The 17,318-nt window shown below is 72.0% G+C and carries 16 protein-coding genes; 10 read left to right on the top strand and 6 right to left on the bottom strand.

Annotated features, from left to right (window positions below):
* Positions 1-185: 185 nt before the first annotated feature.
* The 5 genes from ACFV2X_RS16640 to ACFV2X_RS16620 all read left to right on the top strand — a co-directional run bounded on the left by ACFV2X_RS16640 (position 186) and on the right by ACFV2X_RS16620 (position 7,646).
* The gene (locus ACFV2X_RS16640) at positions 186-3,002 is read left to right on the top strand and encodes a penicillin acylase family protein (protein ID WP_385616775.1); all 2,817 of its coding nucleotides are present in this window, start codon (positions 186-188) and stop codon (positions 3,000-3,002) included.
* 286 nt (positions 3,003-3,288) lie between these two features.
* Positions 3,289-4,338: a LysR family transcriptional regulator gene (locus tag ACFV2X_RS16635; protein ID WP_385616773.1), complete on the top strand. Its 1,050-nt coding sequence runs from the start codon at positions 3,289-3,291 to the stop codon at positions 4,336-4,338.
* A gap of 119 nt (positions 4,339-4,457) precedes the next feature.
* Entirely contained in the window at positions 4,458-5,252 is a 795-nt protein-coding gene (locus ACFV2X_RS16630; protein ID WP_385616771.1) for an SDR family oxidoreductase, read from the top strand.
* Positions 5,253-5,351: 99 nt separating this feature from the next.
* Positions 5,352-7,016, top strand: a complete 1,665-nt coding sequence (locus ACFV2X_RS16625) for an AMP-binding protein (RefSeq protein ID WP_385616769.1) — start codon at positions 5,352-5,354, stop codon at positions 7,014-7,016.
* Between the two features lie 36 nt (positions 7,017-7,052).
* On the top strand, positions 7,053-7,646 hold the full coding sequence (locus tag ACFV2X_RS16620) for a TetR/AcrR family transcriptional regulator (protein WP_385616767.1): 594 nt from the start codon (positions 7,053-7,055) through the stop codon (positions 7,644-7,646).
* A 19-nt stretch (positions 7,647-7,665) separates the two neighbouring features.
* Here the strand turns inward: ACFV2X_RS16620 and ACFV2X_RS16615 are convergent, their stop codons facing one another.
* Both ACFV2X_RS16615 and ACFV2X_RS16610 read right to left on the bottom strand, forming a co-directional pair.
* Positions 7,666-8,880: an acyl-CoA dehydrogenase family protein gene (locus tag ACFV2X_RS16615; protein WP_385616765.1), complete on the bottom strand. Its 1,215-nt coding sequence runs from the start codon at positions 8,878-8,880 to the stop codon at positions 7,666-7,668.
* A 7-nt stretch (positions 8,881-8,887) separates the two neighbouring features.
* On the bottom strand, positions 8,888-9,910 hold the full coding sequence (locus ACFV2X_RS16610) for a phosphotransferase family protein (RefSeq protein WP_385616763.1): 1,023 nt from the start codon (positions 9,908-9,910) through the stop codon (positions 8,888-8,890).
* A 203-nt stretch (positions 9,911-10,113) separates the two neighbouring features.
* On the opposite strand from ACFV2X_RS16610, the gene ACFV2X_RS16605 reads away from it, so the two are divergent.
* On the top strand, positions 10,114-10,365 hold the full coding sequence (locus tag ACFV2X_RS16605; protein ID WP_385616761.1) for a hypothetical protein: 252 nt from the start codon (positions 10,114-10,116) through the stop codon (positions 10,363-10,365).
* 128 nt (positions 10,366-10,493) lie between these two features.
* Complete coding sequence (locus tag ACFV2X_RS16600) at positions 10,494-11,420, top strand: NADP-dependent oxidoreductase (RefSeq protein ID WP_385616759.1); 927 nt, start codon at positions 10,494-10,496, stop codon at positions 11,418-11,420.
* Between the two features lie 89 nt (positions 11,421-11,509).
* On the opposite strand, the gene ACFV2X_RS16595 is transcribed toward ACFV2X_RS16600, so the two are convergent.
* From ACFV2X_RS16595 to ACFV2X_RS16580, 4 genes are all read right to left on the bottom strand, one after another.
* Positions 11,510-11,941, bottom strand: a complete 432-nt coding sequence (locus ACFV2X_RS16595) for a DUF202 domain-containing protein (RefSeq protein WP_385616757.1) — start codon at positions 11,939-11,941, stop codon at positions 11,510-11,512.
* 4 nt (positions 11,942-11,945) lie between these two features.
* Positions 11,946-12,374: a YidH family protein gene (locus ACFV2X_RS16590; protein ID WP_089513435.1), complete on the bottom strand. Its 429-nt coding sequence runs from the start codon at positions 12,372-12,374 to the stop codon at positions 11,946-11,948.
* A 12-nt stretch (positions 12,375-12,386) separates the two neighbouring features.
* Entirely contained in the window at positions 12,387-12,962 is a 576-nt protein-coding gene (locus ACFV2X_RS16585; protein WP_385616755.1) for an NUDIX hydrolase, read from the bottom strand.
* Between the two features lie 83 nt (positions 12,963-13,045).
* On the bottom strand, positions 13,046-13,750 hold the full coding sequence (locus ACFV2X_RS16580; RefSeq protein ID WP_385616753.1) for a hypothetical protein: 705 nt from the start codon (positions 13,748-13,750) through the stop codon (positions 13,046-13,048).
* Between the two features lie 270 nt (positions 13,751-14,020).
* Between ACFV2X_RS16580 and ACFV2X_RS16575 the strand changes: the two genes are divergently transcribed.
* From ACFV2X_RS16575 to ACFV2X_RS16565, 3 genes are all read left to right on the top strand, one after another.
* Positions 14,021-15,676 carry an FAD-binding dehydrogenase gene (locus ACFV2X_RS16575; RefSeq protein ID WP_385616751.1) on the top strand — a complete coding sequence of 552 codons (1,656 nt, stop codon included), beginning with the start codon at positions 14,021-14,023 and terminating at the stop codon, positions 15,674-15,676.
* A gap of 103 nt (positions 15,677-15,779) precedes the next feature.
* Positions 15,780-16,622: a molybdopterin-dependent oxidoreductase gene (locus ACFV2X_RS16570; RefSeq protein ID WP_385616749.1), complete on the top strand. Its 843-nt coding sequence runs from the start codon at positions 15,780-15,782 to the stop codon at positions 16,620-16,622.
* Positions 16,606-17,292 (top strand): cytochrome b/b6 domain-containing protein, encoded by a 687-nt coding sequence (locus ACFV2X_RS16565; protein ID WP_385616747.1) that lies wholly within the window; start codon positions 16,606-16,608, stop codon positions 17,290-17,292. Before ACFV2X_RS16570 ends, ACFV2X_RS16565 begins: the two co-directional genes overlap by 17 nt.
* Positions 17,293-17,318 lie beyond the last annotated feature (26 nt).

Below are 17,318 nucleotides of genomic sequence, written 5' to 3'. Positions count from 1 at the left end.
TCCACCTCCGCGGGTGCGGACCCGACTCGTTGTGGAATGGACGTAACGGAGCGCGATCCGGATCCCTTCGATTCCGGAAATCCGCAAGGAAGTTGGATTTCAGGGAAAGGTGACGGCTGCTCATCTTCCGAGCCGGTCATACCGCCGGTAACCTCCCGTCCCAACGGCACCCGGGAGGAGCGTACATGCGACGACGAACCGGCAAGCTCACCTGTACCGCGATCGCCACTACGGCCGTACTGGCCCTCGGCGCCGCGCTCGCGGGGCCGCTCCCGCAGCGGGCGCAGGCGGCGCCGGCCGCCGCGGCCGTCACCGACTACTGCCAGGACCAGTGCTCGGACATCCTGCCGCCGGGCCAGAACGGCAACGCCACGCTCGCCGAGATCCTCGCCAACCGCGCGTTCGGCACCCACCCCGAGCACAGCACCGACCAGCTCGGCCCCTACAACAACCTGGTCGCCGGGTATCCGACGCTCACCGATGACAAGCTGACCGACTTCTTCAACGACTCGTCGTTCGGGGTGCCCGCCGACCAGGTCGCCTCGGTGACCAAGCCCCGCGACGATGTGACGATCACCCGCGACAAGAAGACCGGGGTGCCCCATATCCAGGGCACCACCCGCGAGGGCACCGAGTTCGGCGCCGGATACGCCGCCGGCCAGGACCGGCTGTGGCTGATGGACCTCTTCCGGCACGTCGGCCGCGGCGAGCTGACCTCCTTCGCCGGCGGCGCCGAGGCCAACCAGGGCCTGGAGCAGAGCTTCTTCGGCCAGGCGCCGTACAAGGAGGAGGACTACCAGGCGCAGATCGACTACATCCTCGCCACCCAGGGCGAGCGCGGCAAACAGGCGCTGGCCGATGCCCAGTCGTACGTGGACGGCATCAACGCCTACCGCAAACAGGCCAAGGACGGCCGCTACTTCCCCGGCGAGTACGTCCTCACCGGCAAAATCGACGCGATCACCAACGTGGGCGAGATCGAGCCGTTCAAGCTCACCGATCTGATCGCCCTCGCCTCCGTCGTCGGCGCCCTGTTCGGCAACGGCGGCGGGGGAGAGGTGGAGTCGGCGCTGTCGCTGCTCGCCGCCCAGCAGAAGTACGGCATCGCCGAGGGCACCAAGGTGTGGGAGTCCTTCCGGGAGCGCGACGACCCCGAGGCCGCGCTGACCGTGCACGACGGCACCAGCTTCCCGTACGCGGGCAAACCGGCGAACGCCAAGGGCACCGCCCTGCCCGACCCCGGCTCGCTCACCCCCGAGCAGCTGGTCTACGACAAGACCGGCAGCGCCAAGACGGGGGCGACGCAGCAGGTCGAAGCCCCGAAGAAACTGGAGGCCCTGCGCGGTATCTACGACGACGGCGTGCTGCCCCGCGATCTGTTCAGCCGTAAGCACGGCATGTCCAACGCGCTCCTGGTCTCCGGCAAATACACCGCCAGCGGCAACCCCGTCGCCGTCTTCGGCCCGCAGACCGGCTACTTCGCCCCGCAGTTGCTGATGCTCCAGGAGCTGCAGGGCCCGGGTATCAGCGCCCGCGGCGCCTCCTTCGCGGGCGTGGGCATGTACGTCCAGCTGGGCCGCGGCCAGGACTACGCCTGGAGCGCCACCACCTCCGCCCAGGACGTCACCGACACCTTCGCCGTCGAGCTGTGCACACCGGACGGATCCACCCCGACGAAGGACTCGACGTACTACCGCTACCACGGCTCCTGCCTGCCGATGGAGAAGATCGAGCGCCGTAACGCCTGGAAGCCGACGCTCGCCGACTCCACCGCCGAAGGCTCGTACCGGATGCAGGTCTACCGCACCAAGTACGGGCTGGTGACCCATCGCGCGACGGTCGACGGCAAACCCGTCGCCTACACCCTGCTGCGCGCCAGCTACCGCCACGAGGCCGACTCGATCGTCGGCTTCCAGATGCTCAACGACCCCGGCTATGTGAAGGACGCCAAGTCCTTCCAGAGCGCGGCGCAGCACATCAACTACACCTTCAACTGGTTCTACGCCGACTCCCGGCAGACCGCCTACTACAACAGCGGGCTGAACCTGGTCCGGCCGGCGGACGTGGACCCCTCGCTTCCGATCAAGGGCGAGGCGGCGTACGAGTGGCGGGACTTCGACCCGACGGTCAACACCGCCGCCTACGCCCCGCCCGCCCAGCACCCCCAGTCCATCGACCAGGACTACTACGTCAGCTGGAACAACCGGCAGGCCAAGGGTTACACCGCGGCCGGCTTCGGCAACGGCTCGGTGCACCGCGGCAACCTCCTCGACGACCGGGTGCGGGCGTTGGTGAAGAAGGGCGGGGTGACCCGCGCAGCGCTCACCCGCGCCATGGCCGAGGCGGCCGTCGCCGATCTGCGCGGCGAGGACGTGCTGCCGGAGCTGCTGAAGGTCCTGCGCAGCGCGCCGGTCACCGATCCGCAGGCGGCCAAGGCCGTACAGCAGCTCGAGTCCTGGCAGACGGCGGGCGCCCAGCGCCGTGAGACATCCGCCGGCTCGCACACCTATGGACACGCCGACGCCGTACGGATCATGGACGCATGGTGGCCGCTTCTGGTGGAGGCAGAGTTCAAACCTCAGCTGGGCAGCGATCTGTACGATGCGCTGCGCGCCAATCTGACCGTCGACGAGGCGCCCTCGGCCGGCCACGGCCCCACCGGCTCGCACGCCGGGTCCTCCTTCCAGTACGGCTGGTGGTCCTACGTCGACAAGGACCTGCGCGCGGTCCTCGGCGAGGACGTCCAGGGCTCGCTCGGCAAGAAGTACTGCGGCGCCGGGGACCTGTCCGCATGCCGTGACGCCCTCCTGACCAGCCTGAAGCAGGCCGCGGCCAAGCCCGCCACGGAGGTCTACCCCGGCGACGCCAACTGCTCGGCGGGCGACCAGTGGTGCGCCGACTCGATCATCCAGCGTCCGCTGGGCGGCGTCACCCACGACAAGGTGCACTGGCAGAACCGGCCGACGTACCAGCAGGTCGTGGAGTTTCCCACGCACCGCTGACGGCCTTACGCCCCAACCTCGCGCCGCGGCGGGCCGGCACGACGGCCCGCCGCGGCGCCGGTGCGTCGGCCGTGCCCGATCCGCGCCGTCCTTGTCCGCCGCAGTCGTCGGCTGCGGTTGTCGGCTGCTGCTGCGGGAATTGCCGAATCCCCCGGCGGAATGCGGTCGGCCGAATTCCCGAATACAAACCTCAAGAAAATTGCCGCTGTTCTCCCGATCAGTTTGCCGGAGCCCATTGGACTATGCTGCGAAGCCGGAATTCGTAGGCTCGGAGCGGAAGGCCGGCATGCCCTTAAACCCCCGGTGGCAGTACCCCACGGCACTGCTCGACACCACGATGGACCAGCTCCGCACGCTGCTCGCGGTCCACGAGGCGGGTACCGCACTGGGCGCGGCCCGGCTGCTGGGGCGGGAACAGTCCAGCGTTCAGAAACAACTCGACACCATGAACCGGAACTTCGGCGCGCTGTGCGGTGAACCGCTCGTACTCAAGCGCGGCCGGAGCCGTAACGTGCTCTTCACCCCCACAGGGGAAGCCCTGGCCGAACTCGCGCGCGGCACGCTGCAGGAGTGGCTGGACTCGGTGCACGGGTGCCGCCGCCGGCTCGGCAGCCGGCTGAACGTGGGCTCCACCCGCTACACCCTCGGCTTTCTGCTGGGCGCCGTGGAACTGGTCACCGAAGACTTCGAGAGCCGTGGTGTGGAGCTCAAGGTCGAGCATGTGCGCACCCGCGATCTGCTGGACCGGCTCGGCTCCAAGGAACTCGACCTGGTCTGCGGCTCCGTGCTGACCACCGGGGACGGGGACAGCCGGCTGGACGGCTTCGAGGTGATGGAGTGGCGGCGCAGCGGGCTCTCCCTGGTGACCAACCTCGCCGAGGACGAGTTGCCGGGCCCCGGGCTCTCGGTCCGCGAACTCCCCGGGCTGCCGCTCGCGGTCTCCGCCGACGGCCTGATACCCGGCTTTCTGCGCGGCTGGTTCGGCGCCCGCTACCGCCAGGAGCTGCATATCGCGGCCGAGATCGACACCGTGCAGTACGGCCTGGAACTGCTCTCCTCCGGCGTGCTGCGCGGCTGTGTGCTGGTGACCCAGGGGATCGGCGAAGCGGTCGCCGACGGGCGGCTGCAGAGCGGCGCGGGGCTGCGGACGCTCCAGCTGGCGGATGACCTCGGGCCGGATCTGGCCGTGCTGGTCGGGGTGTTCGTACGCGGCGGGGAGCGCACCGCATGGGACGCCGCCCATCCGCTCAACGTCCTGTGGGACGCCCTGGCGGGCGAGAACGCCCGCTGGCGGAGCGTGATGAACAAGCCGGGCGAGGGCGGGGAGGGCCGGTAGATCGTCCCTTCCGTACCCCGTCGTGCCCCTTCCGTTTACACATACCGACTGGTTAGTCTGCCGAGCAGCTGAGCGACGCGGCTGAGTGACGCAGTCGACCCCCGGCCGAAGGAGCATGCGTGGATACCGTGCGTGGAGATGCCGTACGCGGGAACGCCGTGCGTGGCGCGCGAACCGTGGTGACCGGGGCAGGAGGCGGTATCGGTGCCGCGCTGGCCCGCCGGTTCGCCGCCGAGGGCGCGCGCGTCGTGGTCAACGATCTCGACGCCGACAAGGCGAAGGCCGTCGCCGAGGGGATCGGCGCGGTGGCCGTGCCGGGCGACGCCTCCCGTGTGGTGCCCGAGGCGCGGGCGGCGCTCGGTGGGGGCATCGACATCTACTGCGCCAACGCCGGCGTCGCCCCCGTCGGCGGCCCCGAGGCCGACGAGCTGCTGTGGGCGGACGCCTGGGACGTCAACGTCATGGCGCATGTCCGGGCGGCCCGTGAGCTGCTGCCCGAGTGGCTGGAGCGTGGCAGCGGCCGCTTCGTCTCCACCGTCTCCGCCGCCGGTCTGCTGACCATGGTCGGCTCGGCCCCGTACAGCGTGTCCAAGCATGCCGCGCTCGCCTTCGCCGAATGGCTGTCCACGACCTACCGCCACCGCGGCGTCAGCGTCCACGCGATCTGCCCGCAGGGCGTGCGCACCGATATGCTGCGCGCCACCGGGGCCACCGGCGACCTCATCCTCGTGCCGACGGCGATCGAGCCCGAGCAGGTCGCCGACGCCCTCTTCGACGGGATCGCGCAGGAGCGCTTCCTGATCCTTCCGCACCCCGAGGTCGCCGAGTACTACGCGGCCCGCGCCACCGACACCGACCGCTGGCTCACCCACATGAACCACCTCCAGCGCAAGGTCGAAGAGGCCAACGGCTGATCCGTACGACCGGCTGATCAGTACGTACGCCCCCGTACCCCCATCCCCGCACCCCCATCCCCCGAGCAGACAGTCCCCCGAGCAGACAGGGCCGCCCTCATGACCTCGTACCAGGACAAGCCATGGCTCGCTCAGCTCAACGAGGTGCAGCGCCAACCGATCCGGCCGCGGCCCAGCGTGCTGCACGCCTTCCGGGACGCCGTGCGGACCAGGCCCGACCGGGCCGCGCTCGCCTACTTCGACGGGCAGGTGACCTACCGGGAGGCCGATGAGCTCTCCGACGGCATCGCCGGCCATCTCGCCGCGCGGGGCTTCAAGCCCGGCGACCGGCTCGCGATCATGCTGCAGAACACCCCGCACTTCGTGCTCGCCCTGCTCGGCGCGTGGAAGGCGGGCGGCACGGTGGTGCCGGTCAACCCCATGTACAAGGGGGGCGAGCTCGGCCACATCCTGGCCGACGCCGAGGTGAGCGCCCTGGTGTGCTCGGGCCACGCCTGGGAGGAGTACGCGCGCGAAGCGGCCGCCGCCTCCTCCTCCGTGCGCATCGCGCTCACCGCCGACGCGTACGACTTCCAGACCCGCGACGACGTCCGCGTCCTCACCCATCGGCGCATCCCCGCGCCCGAGGACACCGACGATCTGCTCGCGGCGGCCCGCGGCGGCGCGGCGCGGCCGGATGTGCCGGAGCCCGGCCTCGACGACATCGCGCTGATCAGCTACACCTCGGGGACCAGCGGCACCCCCAAGGGCGCCCTGAACACCCACGGCAACATCTCCTACAACGCCGACCGGCAGCATGTCGGCCATGAGATGCCCGACGGCTCCACGATCTTCGTGCTCGCGCCGCTGTTCCACATCACCGGCATGGTCTGCGAGCTGGCCGCCTCCATCGCGGACGCCGGGACCCTCGCCATGGCCTACCGCTTCGAGCCGGGCGTCGTCCTCGACGCCTTCGCCGAGCACCGCCCCGCCTACACCGTCGGCCCCTCCACCGCCTTCATGGCGCTGATGGCCCACCCGAAGGTGACCCGCGACCACTTCGCGTCCTTCCTGCTCGCCTCCTCGGGCGGGGCCCCGCTGCCGCCCGCGCTGGTCGAGCGGTTCGAGGCCGACTTCGGCCTCTACCTCAAGAACGGCTACGGCCTGACCGAGTGCACCGCCCCCTGCGCCAGCGTCCCGCCCGGCACCAGGGCCCCCGTCGACCCGGTCTCGGGCACCCTGGCGGTCGGTCTGCCCGGACCGGACTCGGTGGTGCGCATCATCGATGACGAGGGCCGGGACGTGCCGTTCGGCGAGCCGGGCGAGATCGCGGTGCGCGGTCCCATGGTGGTGCCCGGCTACTGGCGGGCACCGGAGGCGAGCGCGGCGTCTCTGCCCGACGGGGAGCTGCGCACCGGGGACATCGGTTTCATGGACCCGGACGGCTGGCTGTACGTCGTCGACCGCAAGAAGGACATGATCAACGCCTCGGGCTTCAAGGTGTGGCCGCGCGAGGTCGAGGACGTGCTGTACACCCACCCCGCCGTGCGCGAGGCGGCCGTCGTCGGCGTCCCCGACCCGTACCGCGGGGAGACGGTCAAGGCGTACATCAGCCTGCGGCCGGGCGCCGAAGTGGCGCCGGAGGAGCTGACCTCGTACTGCGCGCAGCGGCTCGCGGCGTACAAGTATCCGCGCCGGATAGAGATCCTGCCCGAGCTGCCCAAGACGGCCAGTGGCAAGATCCTCAGACGGGAGCTGCGGACGGCGCGGAGCCCCCGGGAGTAGCGAACCCGGCACCGACGAGAGGCAGGTGGCGACCAGATGGCCAGAATGAGGGACGGCGACGGGAAACCGGTGCCACAGCGCTTGCTGGCCGCGGCCACCCGCCTCTTCGCCGAGCGCGGCTACGACCGGACCTCCGTCCAGGAGATCGTCGAGGCGGCCGGGGTCACCAAGGGCGCCCTCTACCACTACTTCGGCTCCAAGGACGATCTGCTGCACGAGATCTACGGGCGGGTGCTGCGGCTGCAACAGGAGCGTCTGGACGCCTTCGCGGACGCGGACGCGCCCGTAGAGCAGCGGCTGCGGGACGCGGCGGCCGACGTCGTCGTCACCACCATCGACAACCTCGACGACGCGACGATCTTCTTCCGGTCCATGCACCATCTCAGCCCGGAGAAGCACAAGCAGGTACGGGCGGAGCGGCGGCGTTACCACGAGCGGTTCCGTGCCTTGGTGGAGGAGGGCCAGCGGGCCGGGGTGTTCAGCTCGGACACCCCGGCCGACCTGGTGGTGGACTACCACTTCGGCTCGGTCCACCACCTGGGCACCTGGTACCGCCCCGACGGACCGCTCACCCCCCAGCAGGTCGCCGACCACCTCGCCGACCTGCTGCTGCGCGCCCTGCGGCCCTGACAGCGGTTCTTAGGGGGTTTTAGAGGTACTTCTTCAGCTCCCGCCGCGCCAGCGACCGCTGGTGCACCTCGTCCGGCCCGTCCGCGAGCCGCAGCGTCCGCGCCGCGGCCCACAGCTCGGCCAGCGGGAAGTCCTGGCTGACCCCGCCCGCGCCGTGCAGCTGCACCGCCTGGTCCAGGATGTCGACGACCGTGCGCGGGGTGGCGATCTTGATGGACTGGATCTCGGTGTGCGCCGCCCGGTTGCCGACGGTGTCCATCAGCCAGGCCGTCTTGAGGACCAGCAGCCGCAGCTGCTCGACCGCCACCCGCGCATCCGCGATCCACGCGTGGACCTGGCCCTGCCGGGCGAGCGGTTTGCCGAAGGCCGTACGGGACACCGCCCGGCGGCACATCAGCTCGATCGCGCGCTCGGCCATCCCGATCAGCCGCATGCAGTGGTGGATACGGCCGGGGCCCAGCCGGGCCTGGGCGATGGCGAAGCCGCCGCCCTCCTCCCCGATCAGATTGGCGGCCGGGACGCGCACACCGTGGAAGACCACCTCGGCGTGGCCGCCGTGGTAGTGGTCCTCGTAGCCGTAGACCCGCATGGCCCGGCGCACCTCGACGCCCTCGGTCTCCCGCTCCACCAGCACCATCGACTGCTGACGGCGCAGGTCGGGGGAGTCAGGATTGGTCTTGCCCATGACGATGAAGATCCTGCAGTCCGGGTTCATCGCCCCGGAGATGTACCACTTGCGGCCGGTGATGACGTAGTCGTCGCCGTCCCGCTCGATCCGGGTCTCGATGTTGGTCGCGTCGGACGAGGCGACCTCGGGCTCGGTCATCGCGAACGCGGAGCGGATCTCGCCCGCGAGCAGCGGCTCCAGCCACTGCTTGCGCTGCTGCTCGGTGCCGAACTGGGCCAGCACCTCCATGTTCCCGGTGTCCGGGGCGGCGCAGTTCAGGGCGGTGGGGGCCAGCTGGGGGCTGTGGCCGGTGATCTCGGCGAGCGGGGCGTACTGGAGATTGGTCAGCCCCGCGCCCAGCTCGGCGTCGGGCAGAAACAGATTCCACAGGCCCTGCTTGCGCGCCTCCGCCTTGAGCTCCTGGACGACCGGCGGGGTCAGCCAGAGGGAGTCCAGCCGGGCGCGCTGCTCCTCGGCCACCGCCTCTGCCGGGTGGACATGCTCCGCCATGAAGGCGAGCAGCTTGGCCCGCAGCTCCTCGGTGCGGGCGTCGAATGCGAAGTCCATGGCTGTCTCAGCCCTTCCGTAGCGTGGTGAGGCCGCTCTCGACGAACACCGGGACGACTTCGCCGATCCGGTCGAAGCCGGCGCCGACGGTCTGGCCGAGGGTGAACCGGTAGTGGATGCCTTCGAGGATCACGGCGAGCTTGAAGTAGGCGAACGCCGTGTACCAGGCGACGCCGCCGACATCGCGGCCCGAGCCGGCCGCGTACCGCTCGATCAGCTCGCTCGGCGCGGGGTGGCCGGGGGCGCCGCTGGTCGTGGTGATCGGCGAGTCGGACGAATCCTCCTGCTCGCTGTACATCACCAGCAGGCCCAGGTCGGTCAGCGGATCGCCGAGGGTGGACATCTCCCAGTCGAGAATCGCCTTGATCCGGTCATCGGCGCCCACGAGCACGTTGTCCAGCCGGTAGTCGCCATGGACCACGGCGGGTTCGGGGGAGAGGGGCAGCGCCTTGCCGAGCGCTTCGTGCAGCTCGTCGATCCCGGGCAGCTCACGGTTGCGGGAGGCGGCCAGCTGCTTGCCCCAGCGGCGCAGCTGCCGCTCCAGGAACCCGTCCGGGCGCCCGAAGTCGGCGAGGCCGACGGCGGCCGGGGCGACGGCGTGCAACTCGACCAGGGTGTCCACCAGGCCGAGCACGACACGGCGGGTGCGCTCCGGGCCGAGGGGGGTGAGCTGTTCGGCCGTGCGGTACGGCGTGCCCTCGACGAACTCCATGACGTAGAAGGGCGATCCGAGGACCGACTCGTCCTCGCACAGCAGCACCGGCTCCGGCACGGGCACGCTGGTCGGGTGCAGCGCGCCGATCACTCGGTGCTCGCGCCGCATGTCGTGGGCGGTGGCGAGCACATGGCCCAGCGGCGGGCGGCGCACGACCCAGCGGGCGGCGCCGTCGTCCACCGTATAGGTGAGGTTCGACCGCCCGCCCTCGATCAGCTCGGCATGCAGCGGCCCGCGTACCAGCCCCGGCCGCTCACGGTCCAGATGGGCGCGGAGCCGTTCGAGGTCGAGTCCTGGCGGATTGCCTGAGTTCATCGGGTCTCTGCCTCCGTTGAAGGTGCTGCGGGCGGGCGCGGGGCGGGTGATCGGACGGTCCCGCATCATGATGCCGACCAGTCGGTATGGAGTCCAGTGCTGGGCCGTTCGAGGTGCGAGGCCGTGTCGTAGTCCCCGCCGCATTACGCCGCTCGGCAGGCTGCGGGCGAACGCCGACGCGTGCATTTCAGAGAGGCAGTCTGATGAAGAGAATGATTCGAGCCATGGTGCTGGGCGCTTCCGTTGCCGCCGCCATGGTCATCGGCGGAGGCCCCGCGGCCCAGGCGCAGCAGCCGATGTCGTACGGAGCCGCTGATGGCGACGGTCCTGCGGTAGAGGTGCAGAAGAGCGACTGCGACAGCCGCGGCGGCGGGGGCGATCAGGCGATCCCCGTCGGACGCAGCGTCGTCGCCAAGAGCGGCAGCTCCACCTGCCGCAACATCAGCCTGGGCTAGCCCCCGGTTTGCGCCGGGTCGGCGGGCGCGGGAGCGTCGAAGACGGGAGCGTGGGCTCCGGCCGCGCTCGCCGTCCGGCCCGTACCCCGCGCGGGAACGCAGGAACGCAGGAACGCAAGGAGCGCCCCATGAAGGCCATCACCTACCGCCGCTACGGCGGCTCCGAGGTCCTGGAGTACGGGGAGGTCCGCGAGCCCAAGGTCGGCCCCGACACCGTCCTGGTCAAGGTCACGGCCGCGGCCGTCAACCCGGTCGACTGGAAGGCCCGGGCGGGCTATCTGGACTCCGTCCTGGAGGCCGTCTTCCCGGTCATCCCGGGCTGGGACGTCGCGGGTGTCGTCGAGCGGACCGGCCCGGCGGTGACCGAGTTCGCGGCGGGCGACGAGGTGATCGGATACGTCCGCGAGGACTTCCTGTCCCGGGGCACCTTCGCCGAGTACGTCGCGGCCCCCTTGCGCACGCTCGCCCGCAAGCCGCGGAACCTCACGTTCACGCAGGCCGCGGGCATTCCGCTGGCGGGCCTCACGGCGTACCAGACACTGGTCAAGGCGTTGAAGGTGGCCGAGGGCGACACCGTTTTGGTGCACGCCGCCGCGGGTGGCGTCGGTTCCCTGGCCGTCCAGCTGGCCAGGCACCTCGGCGCCCGCGTCATCGGCACCGCCAGCGAGCGCAACCACGAGTACCTGCGCTCGCTGGGCGCCGAGCCGATCATCTACGGGGACGGGCTCCGCGATCGGGTACGGACGCTGGCCCCCGGAGGGGTGCACGCCGTCTTCGACACCGTCGGCGGCGAAGCGCTCACCGAATCCGTCCCGCTGCTGGCCCCGGGCGGGCGGCTGGCCTCCATCGCCGACCAGGCGGTCCTCGCCCTCGGCGGCCGCTATGTCTTCTGCCGGCCCGACCCGAACGACCTCCAGGACCTCACCGATATCGCCGAGCGCGGCGCCCTCGGCGTGGAGGTCTCGTCCGTCTTTCCCCTGGAGAGGACCGCCGATGCGCACCGCCTCAACGAGGAGGGCCACACCCGCGGCAAGATCGTCGTCACGGTCGGCTAGGGACGAGTTTCGGCGGATCAGGCCGTCGGCGGATCAGCGTGTCGCCGGGGCAGCGTGTCGCCGGGGCAGCGCGTCACCGGATCAGCGCGTCATCGGGCCAGCGCGGCGCCGAAGGCCACGAGCGCCAGGGTGCAGCCTGCCGCCGCCGCGGCCGCCCGCGGGGACAGTGCGGGCGGACGCGGCGCGGACATCGCCCGGATGCGGCGGCCCGCCACACCCAGGAAGCCAAGCCAGGCCAGTGCGGCCAGCGCCGCGCAGACCACGGACACCGGCCCGGTCCCGTTGTGCAGGGCCTGCCGTGCGGCCAGCGACGCGGCGACGGCACAGGCCAGCGTCGTACGCCGCCAGGCCAGCCGGGTCCGCTCGGGCTGCAGCCCGGGATCCCGCTTCCAGGGACCACCCTCGGATCCCTGATCGGGGGACTCGGGTGACTCGGGGGGATCGGGTGAGCCGGGATCCGGTGACTGGGGATCGTGTCGCTCGGGGCCCTGCGGCCCCGTGGGCGAGTCGGGCCCGGCCATCGGCTCAGCCGCCCCAGCGGACCGCGACGAGGCCCACCATCACCAGGGCGATCACCCCGACGGCCAGCCCCAGCACGACCGGGAAGCGGGAGACCGGCAGGTCCTCGCCGCGCCGCATCGCCCGCTCACAGCGGACCCAGTGGTTGAGCGCCCGCACCGCGCACACCGCGCCCCCGGCCAGCAGCGTGAGCGCAGCCGCGAGCCGCAGCGTGCTGTTCGTGTCCGGAAGGAACTGATCGACCGCGAAGCCCCCGCCCACCAGCGCCATCGCGGTGCGCAGCCAGGCCAGGAAGGTGCGTTCGTTGGCGAGGGAGAAGCGGTAGTCGGGGGTCTCCCCCTCGGCGCGCAGCCGCTCGGGCGCGAACCACAGCCGCACATCCGCGACGGCGGAGGCGAGCCTGCCCCGGGTCGGCGTGCGGTTGGCGTCGATCATGGGACAAGCGTACTAGGGCTCGTCCGGACCCTCCGGACCTGCCGGAGACCGACCCTGGTGGCGCCACTCCAGCAGCCGCCGATATGCCTCGGCGCCGTCCGGCACCCACTCCCACTCCGCCAGCCGCCGCCCCAGCTCCTCCTCGTCCAGGAAGGCGTGCCAGGCGATCTCCTCGGCCTGTGGGACGACCGGCAGCTCGCAGCGGACCTCGTAGATCCGCGACCACCAGGTGTGCTCGGGCGTGTCGTAGAGGAAGGAGAACAGTGGCGTCGGTGCGGGCAGCCCGGACACCCCCAGCTCCTCCTCGGCCTCGCGCAGCGCCGCCGTGTCGTACGACTCGCCCGCGCCGACGACACCGCCGACGAACATGTCGTACAGGCAAGGGAAGACGAGTTTGTTGGCGGTGCGGCGGTGTACGAAGATCCGGTCCGCGCCGTCCCGGGTCAGCACGAAGACGGCCCGGTGGCGCAGTCGGCGGGCCATGGCGTCGGCGCGCCGGGCCTGGCCCACCACCCGGTCCCGCTCGTCCACGATGTCCAGCAGCTCATCGGCGGAACGCGGCTCCTGAGGCGGTTCCTTGTCAGCCATGCCGCCATCCAAGCAGAACGGGGGACCCAGCAGTACGGGTGCTCACCCAGCACGGGGGCTCATGCGGCAAGGGGGCGCGGCGGTCAGCGCCGCTGTCCTCCGCCCGGGTACCCCGGGTAGCCCGACCCGCCGTGGTGGCGCCCCCCGCGGCCGGACCCGTCGTAGCCGGACCCGTCGTAGCCGGAGCCGTACCGGTCCGCCCACTCCTTCGCCCAGCGCGCCGCCTCCTCCCGGTCCCGCTGCCAGTCCTCGGCGGTCCGCCCCCGGCCGCCCCAGTGGGACGGCCAGGAGGGGCGCGACGGCTGCTGGGTGCGGGCCGGGGGCTGAGTGGGCGCCGTGGACGGGGCCTTGGGCTGTGCGGCCGGGACGCTGGTGGCCGCCGCGGGCTCGGCGGTGCGCGAGGCACCCGGCAGCGGCTTGGCGCCGGCCACCGCGTCGGCCACCGGGACGGCGTCGTCCGCGCTGGCGTCGGGCGCCGACGACGGCGCGTCGTGTGCGGGCGCGGCGGCGGCCTGGCGGCCGTCCTTGCCCAGCATCAGGAAGAGCGCGGTGGCGGCGCCGGTGGCGGAGAGCAGAATCGCCCCGGCCGCGGCCTTGCGCCGGTCGCTGACGGGGCGTCGGCGGGCGTGCCGGGGACCGACCACCTCACCCCGCAGCACCTGCGGCCCCTCCTCGGCGCTGGACCCGGAGAGCTCGACGGGCTGCGGGCCGGGAGTGACCAGCGTAGGACTCACCACGCGCTTGTCCGCGCTGTGCGGTCGCGAGGGAGAGGGATGGTGGTCAGCCATGGTGCTTGATGATGCCCGCCCGCCGAACCCGCTGTCCATCTCGGCGATCGATTGTCCCCTTTATTGGCGTTACGTCGCACAAGGCGGCACGGGGCGGGAGTTGGGCCCCGCGGCCGGGCGCCGTGAAGCTCGTGGCGGGGCGCGGCCCGCCCGGCGGGTTGACGCCATACCGGCCGGTAGGCAGGATCGACCGACACCACGGTGCCCGGGCACCACGGCCCGGCCGCCGGCGCTCCTGCGCGCTCCTGACAGAACGGGACACCAGAATCCATGGCGTACGACGCGGATGTGATCGTGGTCGGGGCGGGGCTCGCGGGCCTGGCGGCCACCGCCGAACTCGCCGACGCGGGCCGCAAGGTGATCCTGCTGGACCAGGAGCCCGAACAGTCCCTCGGCGGCCAGGCCCACTGGTCCTTCGGCGGCCTCTTCCTCGTCGACTCGCCCGAGCAGCGCCGGCTGCGCATCCGCGACAGCCGCGAACTGGCCTGGCAGGACTGGCTGGGCACGGCCGGGTTCGACCGCGAGGAGGACCACTGGCCGCGCCGCTGGGCCGAGGCGTACGTGGACTTCGCGGCCGGGGAGAAGCGGGCCTGGCTGCACGCCCAGGGGCTGCGGCTGTTCCCGCTCGTCGGCTGGGCCGAGCGCGGCGGCTACGACGCGAGCGGGCACGGCAACTCCGTCCCCCGCTTCCATGTCACCTGGGGCACCGGTCCCGGCGTCGTCGCGCCCTTCGAGCGGCGGGTGCGGGCCGCGGCCGCCCGCGGCCTGGTCCAGCTGCGCTTCCGGCACCGGGTGACCGGACTGTCCCGCAGCGCGGGCGCCGTCGACACCGTCACCGGCGAGATCCTGGAGCCCAGCGACGCCGAGCGCGGCGCCCCCAGCAGCCGTGAGGTCACCGGCGCCTTCGAACTGCGCGCCCAAGCGGTGATCATCACCTCGGGCGGGATCGGCGGCAACCACGAACTCGTCCGCCAGAACTGGCCCGAGCGTCTTGGCACCCCGCCCGAGCGGATGCTCTCCGGAGTCCCCGCGCATGTGGACGGCAAGATGCTGGGCGTCGCGGAGGCGGCGGGTGGGCGGCTGATCAACCGCGACCGGATGTGGCACTACACCGAGGGCATCGAGAACTGGAACCCCATCTGGCCCCGGCACGCCATCCGTATCCTGCCCGGCCCCTCCTCGCTGTGGTTCGACGCCCGCGGCAAGCGGCTCCCCGTGCCGCTGTTCCCCGGCTTCGACACCCTCGGCACGCTCGAACACATCATGCGGACCGGCTACGACTACACCTGGTTCGTCCTCACCCGGAAGATCATCGAGAAGGAGTTCGCGCTCTCCGGCTCCGAGCAGAACCCGGACCTGACCGGCAAGAGCGTCCGCGATGTGCTGAACCGCGGGCGGGGCGGGGCCCCGGGCCCGGTCCAGGCGTTCATGGACCACGGTGCGGACTTCATCGTCGAGAAGTCGCTGACGGGCCTCGTACGGCGGATGAACGAGCTCACCAAGGAGCCGCTGATCGACGAGGCCGAGCTGCGCCGCCACATCGTCGCCCGAGACCGGGAGATCGCCAACCCCTACACCAAGGACCTCCAGATCACGGCCCTGCGCGGTACCCGCAAATACATCGCCGACCGCCTCATCCGCACCGCCGCCCCGCACCGCGTCCTCGACCCCAAGGCGGGCCCGCTGATCGCCGTCCGCCTCAACATCCTGACCCGTAAGACGCTGGGCGGTCTGGAGACCGACCTGTCCGCGCGGGTGCTGACCGAGGGCGGGGAGCCGCTGCCCGGCGTGTACGCGGCGGGCGAGGCGGCCGGGTTCGGCGGCGGTGGCGTCCACGGCTACCGCTCCCTGGAGGGCACCTTCCTCGGCGGCTGTCTCTTCTCCGGCCGTACGGCGGGCCGCGCGGCGGCTGAGGCGGTGGGGTAGGGCGGGCGGTGGGGCGGGGCGGGTGCGCCGACTTCTGACGGAAGTCTGACGAAAGGCCGAAGAGCCTGGCGTCCGGCGCCCCCGGAGTGCTCTCATCGAGGACATGGACCGCAATCCCGGCGCCGCGGAGCACCCCGCCGCCGACCCGGACACCACCGACCCGGGTGCCCCAGAACCAGGCCCCAGCGCCGACCGGGACACCGCCGACCCGGACACGACCGACCCGGCGGACACCACCGCCGACCGCGGCACCCCCGTCGGCCGGCGCGTCATCCTCGGCATGCTGGCCCTGGGCGCGGGCGGCATGGCCGCCGCCCCCTGGCTGCAGCGCCGCCTGGAGAAGTTCCTGGCCGTGGCGGCGGAGAACGACCCCACCGGGGTGACCGGGCTGCTCCCCAACGGCGGTGGGTTCCGCTACTACTCGGTGACCTCCTCCGTCCCCCACAAGAACGCCGAGAACTACCGCCTCACCGTCGGCGGACTTGTCGACAAACCCGCCGACTACCGGCTCGCCGACCTCCGCGCGCTGCCCCAGCACCGCATCGTCCACGACGTCCAGTGCGTCACCGGCTGGCGCGTGCCGCAGACCCCCTTCGAGGGCGTACGCCTGGCCACGCTGCTGGACGCCGCCGGGGTTCGCCCGGGGGCCGGGGCCGTCCGCTTCACCTGCTTCGACGGGGCGTACAGCGAGAGCCTGACCCTCGAACAGGCCCGCCGGGACGACGTCCTGGTGGCCCTGCGGATGCGGGACGAGCCGCTGGGCCACTCCCACGGCGGCCCGGTGCGGCTGTACGTCGCCCCCATGTACTTCTACAAGTCGGCGAAGTGGCTCTCCGGTATCGAGGTCACCCGCGAGGTACGGCCCGGCTATTGGGAGGACCGCGGCTATGACGTGGACGGCTGGGTCGGCAAGTCGAACGGACGCGACGATGCCCCCACCACCTGACGCGCACCCCGGCGGCCCCGCCCCCGTACGCCCCGCCGCACGCGCCCGCACCGGGCCCCGCCCCCGCGTGGCCCGGTTCACCCCGGCCGAGCGGTGGATCCACCGCACCACCGCCGTCCTCCTGGGCGCCTGTGTGGTGAGCGCGGCCTGTCTGTATCTGCCGCAGCTCGCCGAACTCGTGGGCCGCCGCGCCCTGGTGGTCACGGTGCACGAGTGGACCGGCATCCTGACCCCGGTCCCGACGCTGCTCGGCCTGGTCTCCCGCGCCTTCCGCGCCGACCTCTCCCGCCTCAACCGCTTCGGCCCGCACGACCGCCGCTGGCTGCGCGCGGTGCTGCGGCGCGACGCGCGCGAGGGGGCGCGCCCGGCGGGCAAGTTCAACGCCGGGCAGAAGCTGTACGCCGCCTATATCAGCGGCGCCGTACTGGTGATGGCGGGCACCGGGCTGCTGATGTGGTTCACCGATCTGGCCCCGCTGGTCTGGCGCACCAGCGCCACCTTCGTCCACGACTGGCTGGCGCTTGCCGTCGGCATCGTGCTGCTCGGGCACATCGGCATGGCGCTCGGCGACCCGGAGGCCCGGCGCGGTATGCGCACCGGAACGGTCGACCACAGGTGGGCGGCCCGCGAACACCCGCTGTGGCGGGCCGGTGAGGACCACGACGGGTAACGACCTGGGGTGCGGTGGGGATCGGG

The sequence above is a fragment of the Streptomyces sp. NPDC059679 genome (assembly GCF_042734105.1).
Classification (GTDB): domain Bacteria; phylum Actinomycetota; class Actinomycetes; order Streptomycetales; family Streptomycetaceae; genus Streptomyces.
This window is presented reverse-complemented; position numbering and strand designations above follow the sequence as displayed.

Coding starts and splice junctions, on each gene's coding strand:
- ACFV2X_RS16610 (WP_385616763.1), bottom strand. CDS start 9,910: ATGAACTCAGGCAATCCGCCAGGACTCGACCTCGAACGGCTCCGCGCC.
- ACFV2X_RS16575 (WP_385616751.1), top strand. CDS start 14,021: ATGGCGTACGACGCGGATGTGATCGTGGTCGGGGCGGGGCTCGCGGGC.
- ACFV2X_RS16565 (WP_385616747.1), top strand. CDS start 16,606: ATGCCCCCACCACCTGACGCGCACCCCGGCGGCCCCGCCCCCGTACGC.
- ACFV2X_RS16615 (WP_385616765.1), bottom strand. CDS start 8,880: ATGGACTTCGCATTCGACGCCCGCACCGAGGAGCTGCGGGCCAAGCTG.
- ACFV2X_RS16635 (WP_385616773.1), top strand. CDS start 3,289: ATGCCCTTAAACCCCCGGTGGCAGTACCCCACGGCACTGCTCGACACC.
- ACFV2X_RS16640 (WP_385616775.1), top strand. CDS start 186: ATGCGACGACGAACCGGCAAGCTCACCTGTACCGCGATCGCCACTACG.
- ACFV2X_RS16600 (WP_385616759.1), top strand. CDS start 10,494: ATGAAGGCCATCACCTACCGCCGCTACGGCGGCTCCGAGGTCCTGGAG.
- ACFV2X_RS16595 (WP_385616757.1), bottom strand. CDS start 11,941: ATGGCCGGGCCCGACTCGCCCACGGGGCCGCAGGGCCCCGAGCGACAC.
- ACFV2X_RS16570 (WP_385616749.1), top strand. CDS start 15,780: ATGGACCGCAATCCCGGCGCCGCGGAGCACCCCGCCGCCGACCCGGAC.
- ACFV2X_RS16620 (WP_385616767.1), top strand. CDS start 7,053: ATGGCCAGAATGAGGGACGGCGACGGGAAACCGGTGCCACAGCGCTTG.
- ACFV2X_RS16580 (WP_385616753.1), bottom strand. CDS start 13,750: ATGGCTGACCACCATCCCTCTCCCTCGCGACCGCACAGCGCGGACAAG.
- ACFV2X_RS16585 (WP_385616755.1), bottom strand. CDS start 12,962: ATGGCTGACAAGGAACCGCCTCAGGAGCCGCGTTCCGCCGATGAGCTG.
- ACFV2X_RS16590 (WP_089513435.1), bottom strand. CDS start 12,374: ATGATCGACGCCAACCGCACGCCGACCCGGGGCAGGCTCGCCTCCGCC.
- ACFV2X_RS16625 (WP_385616769.1), top strand. CDS start 5,352: ATGACCTCGTACCAGGACAAGCCATGGCTCGCTCAGCTCAACGAGGTG.
- ACFV2X_RS16605 (WP_385616761.1), top strand. CDS start 10,114: ATGAAGAGAATGATTCGAGCCATGGTGCTGGGCGCTTCCGTTGCCGCC.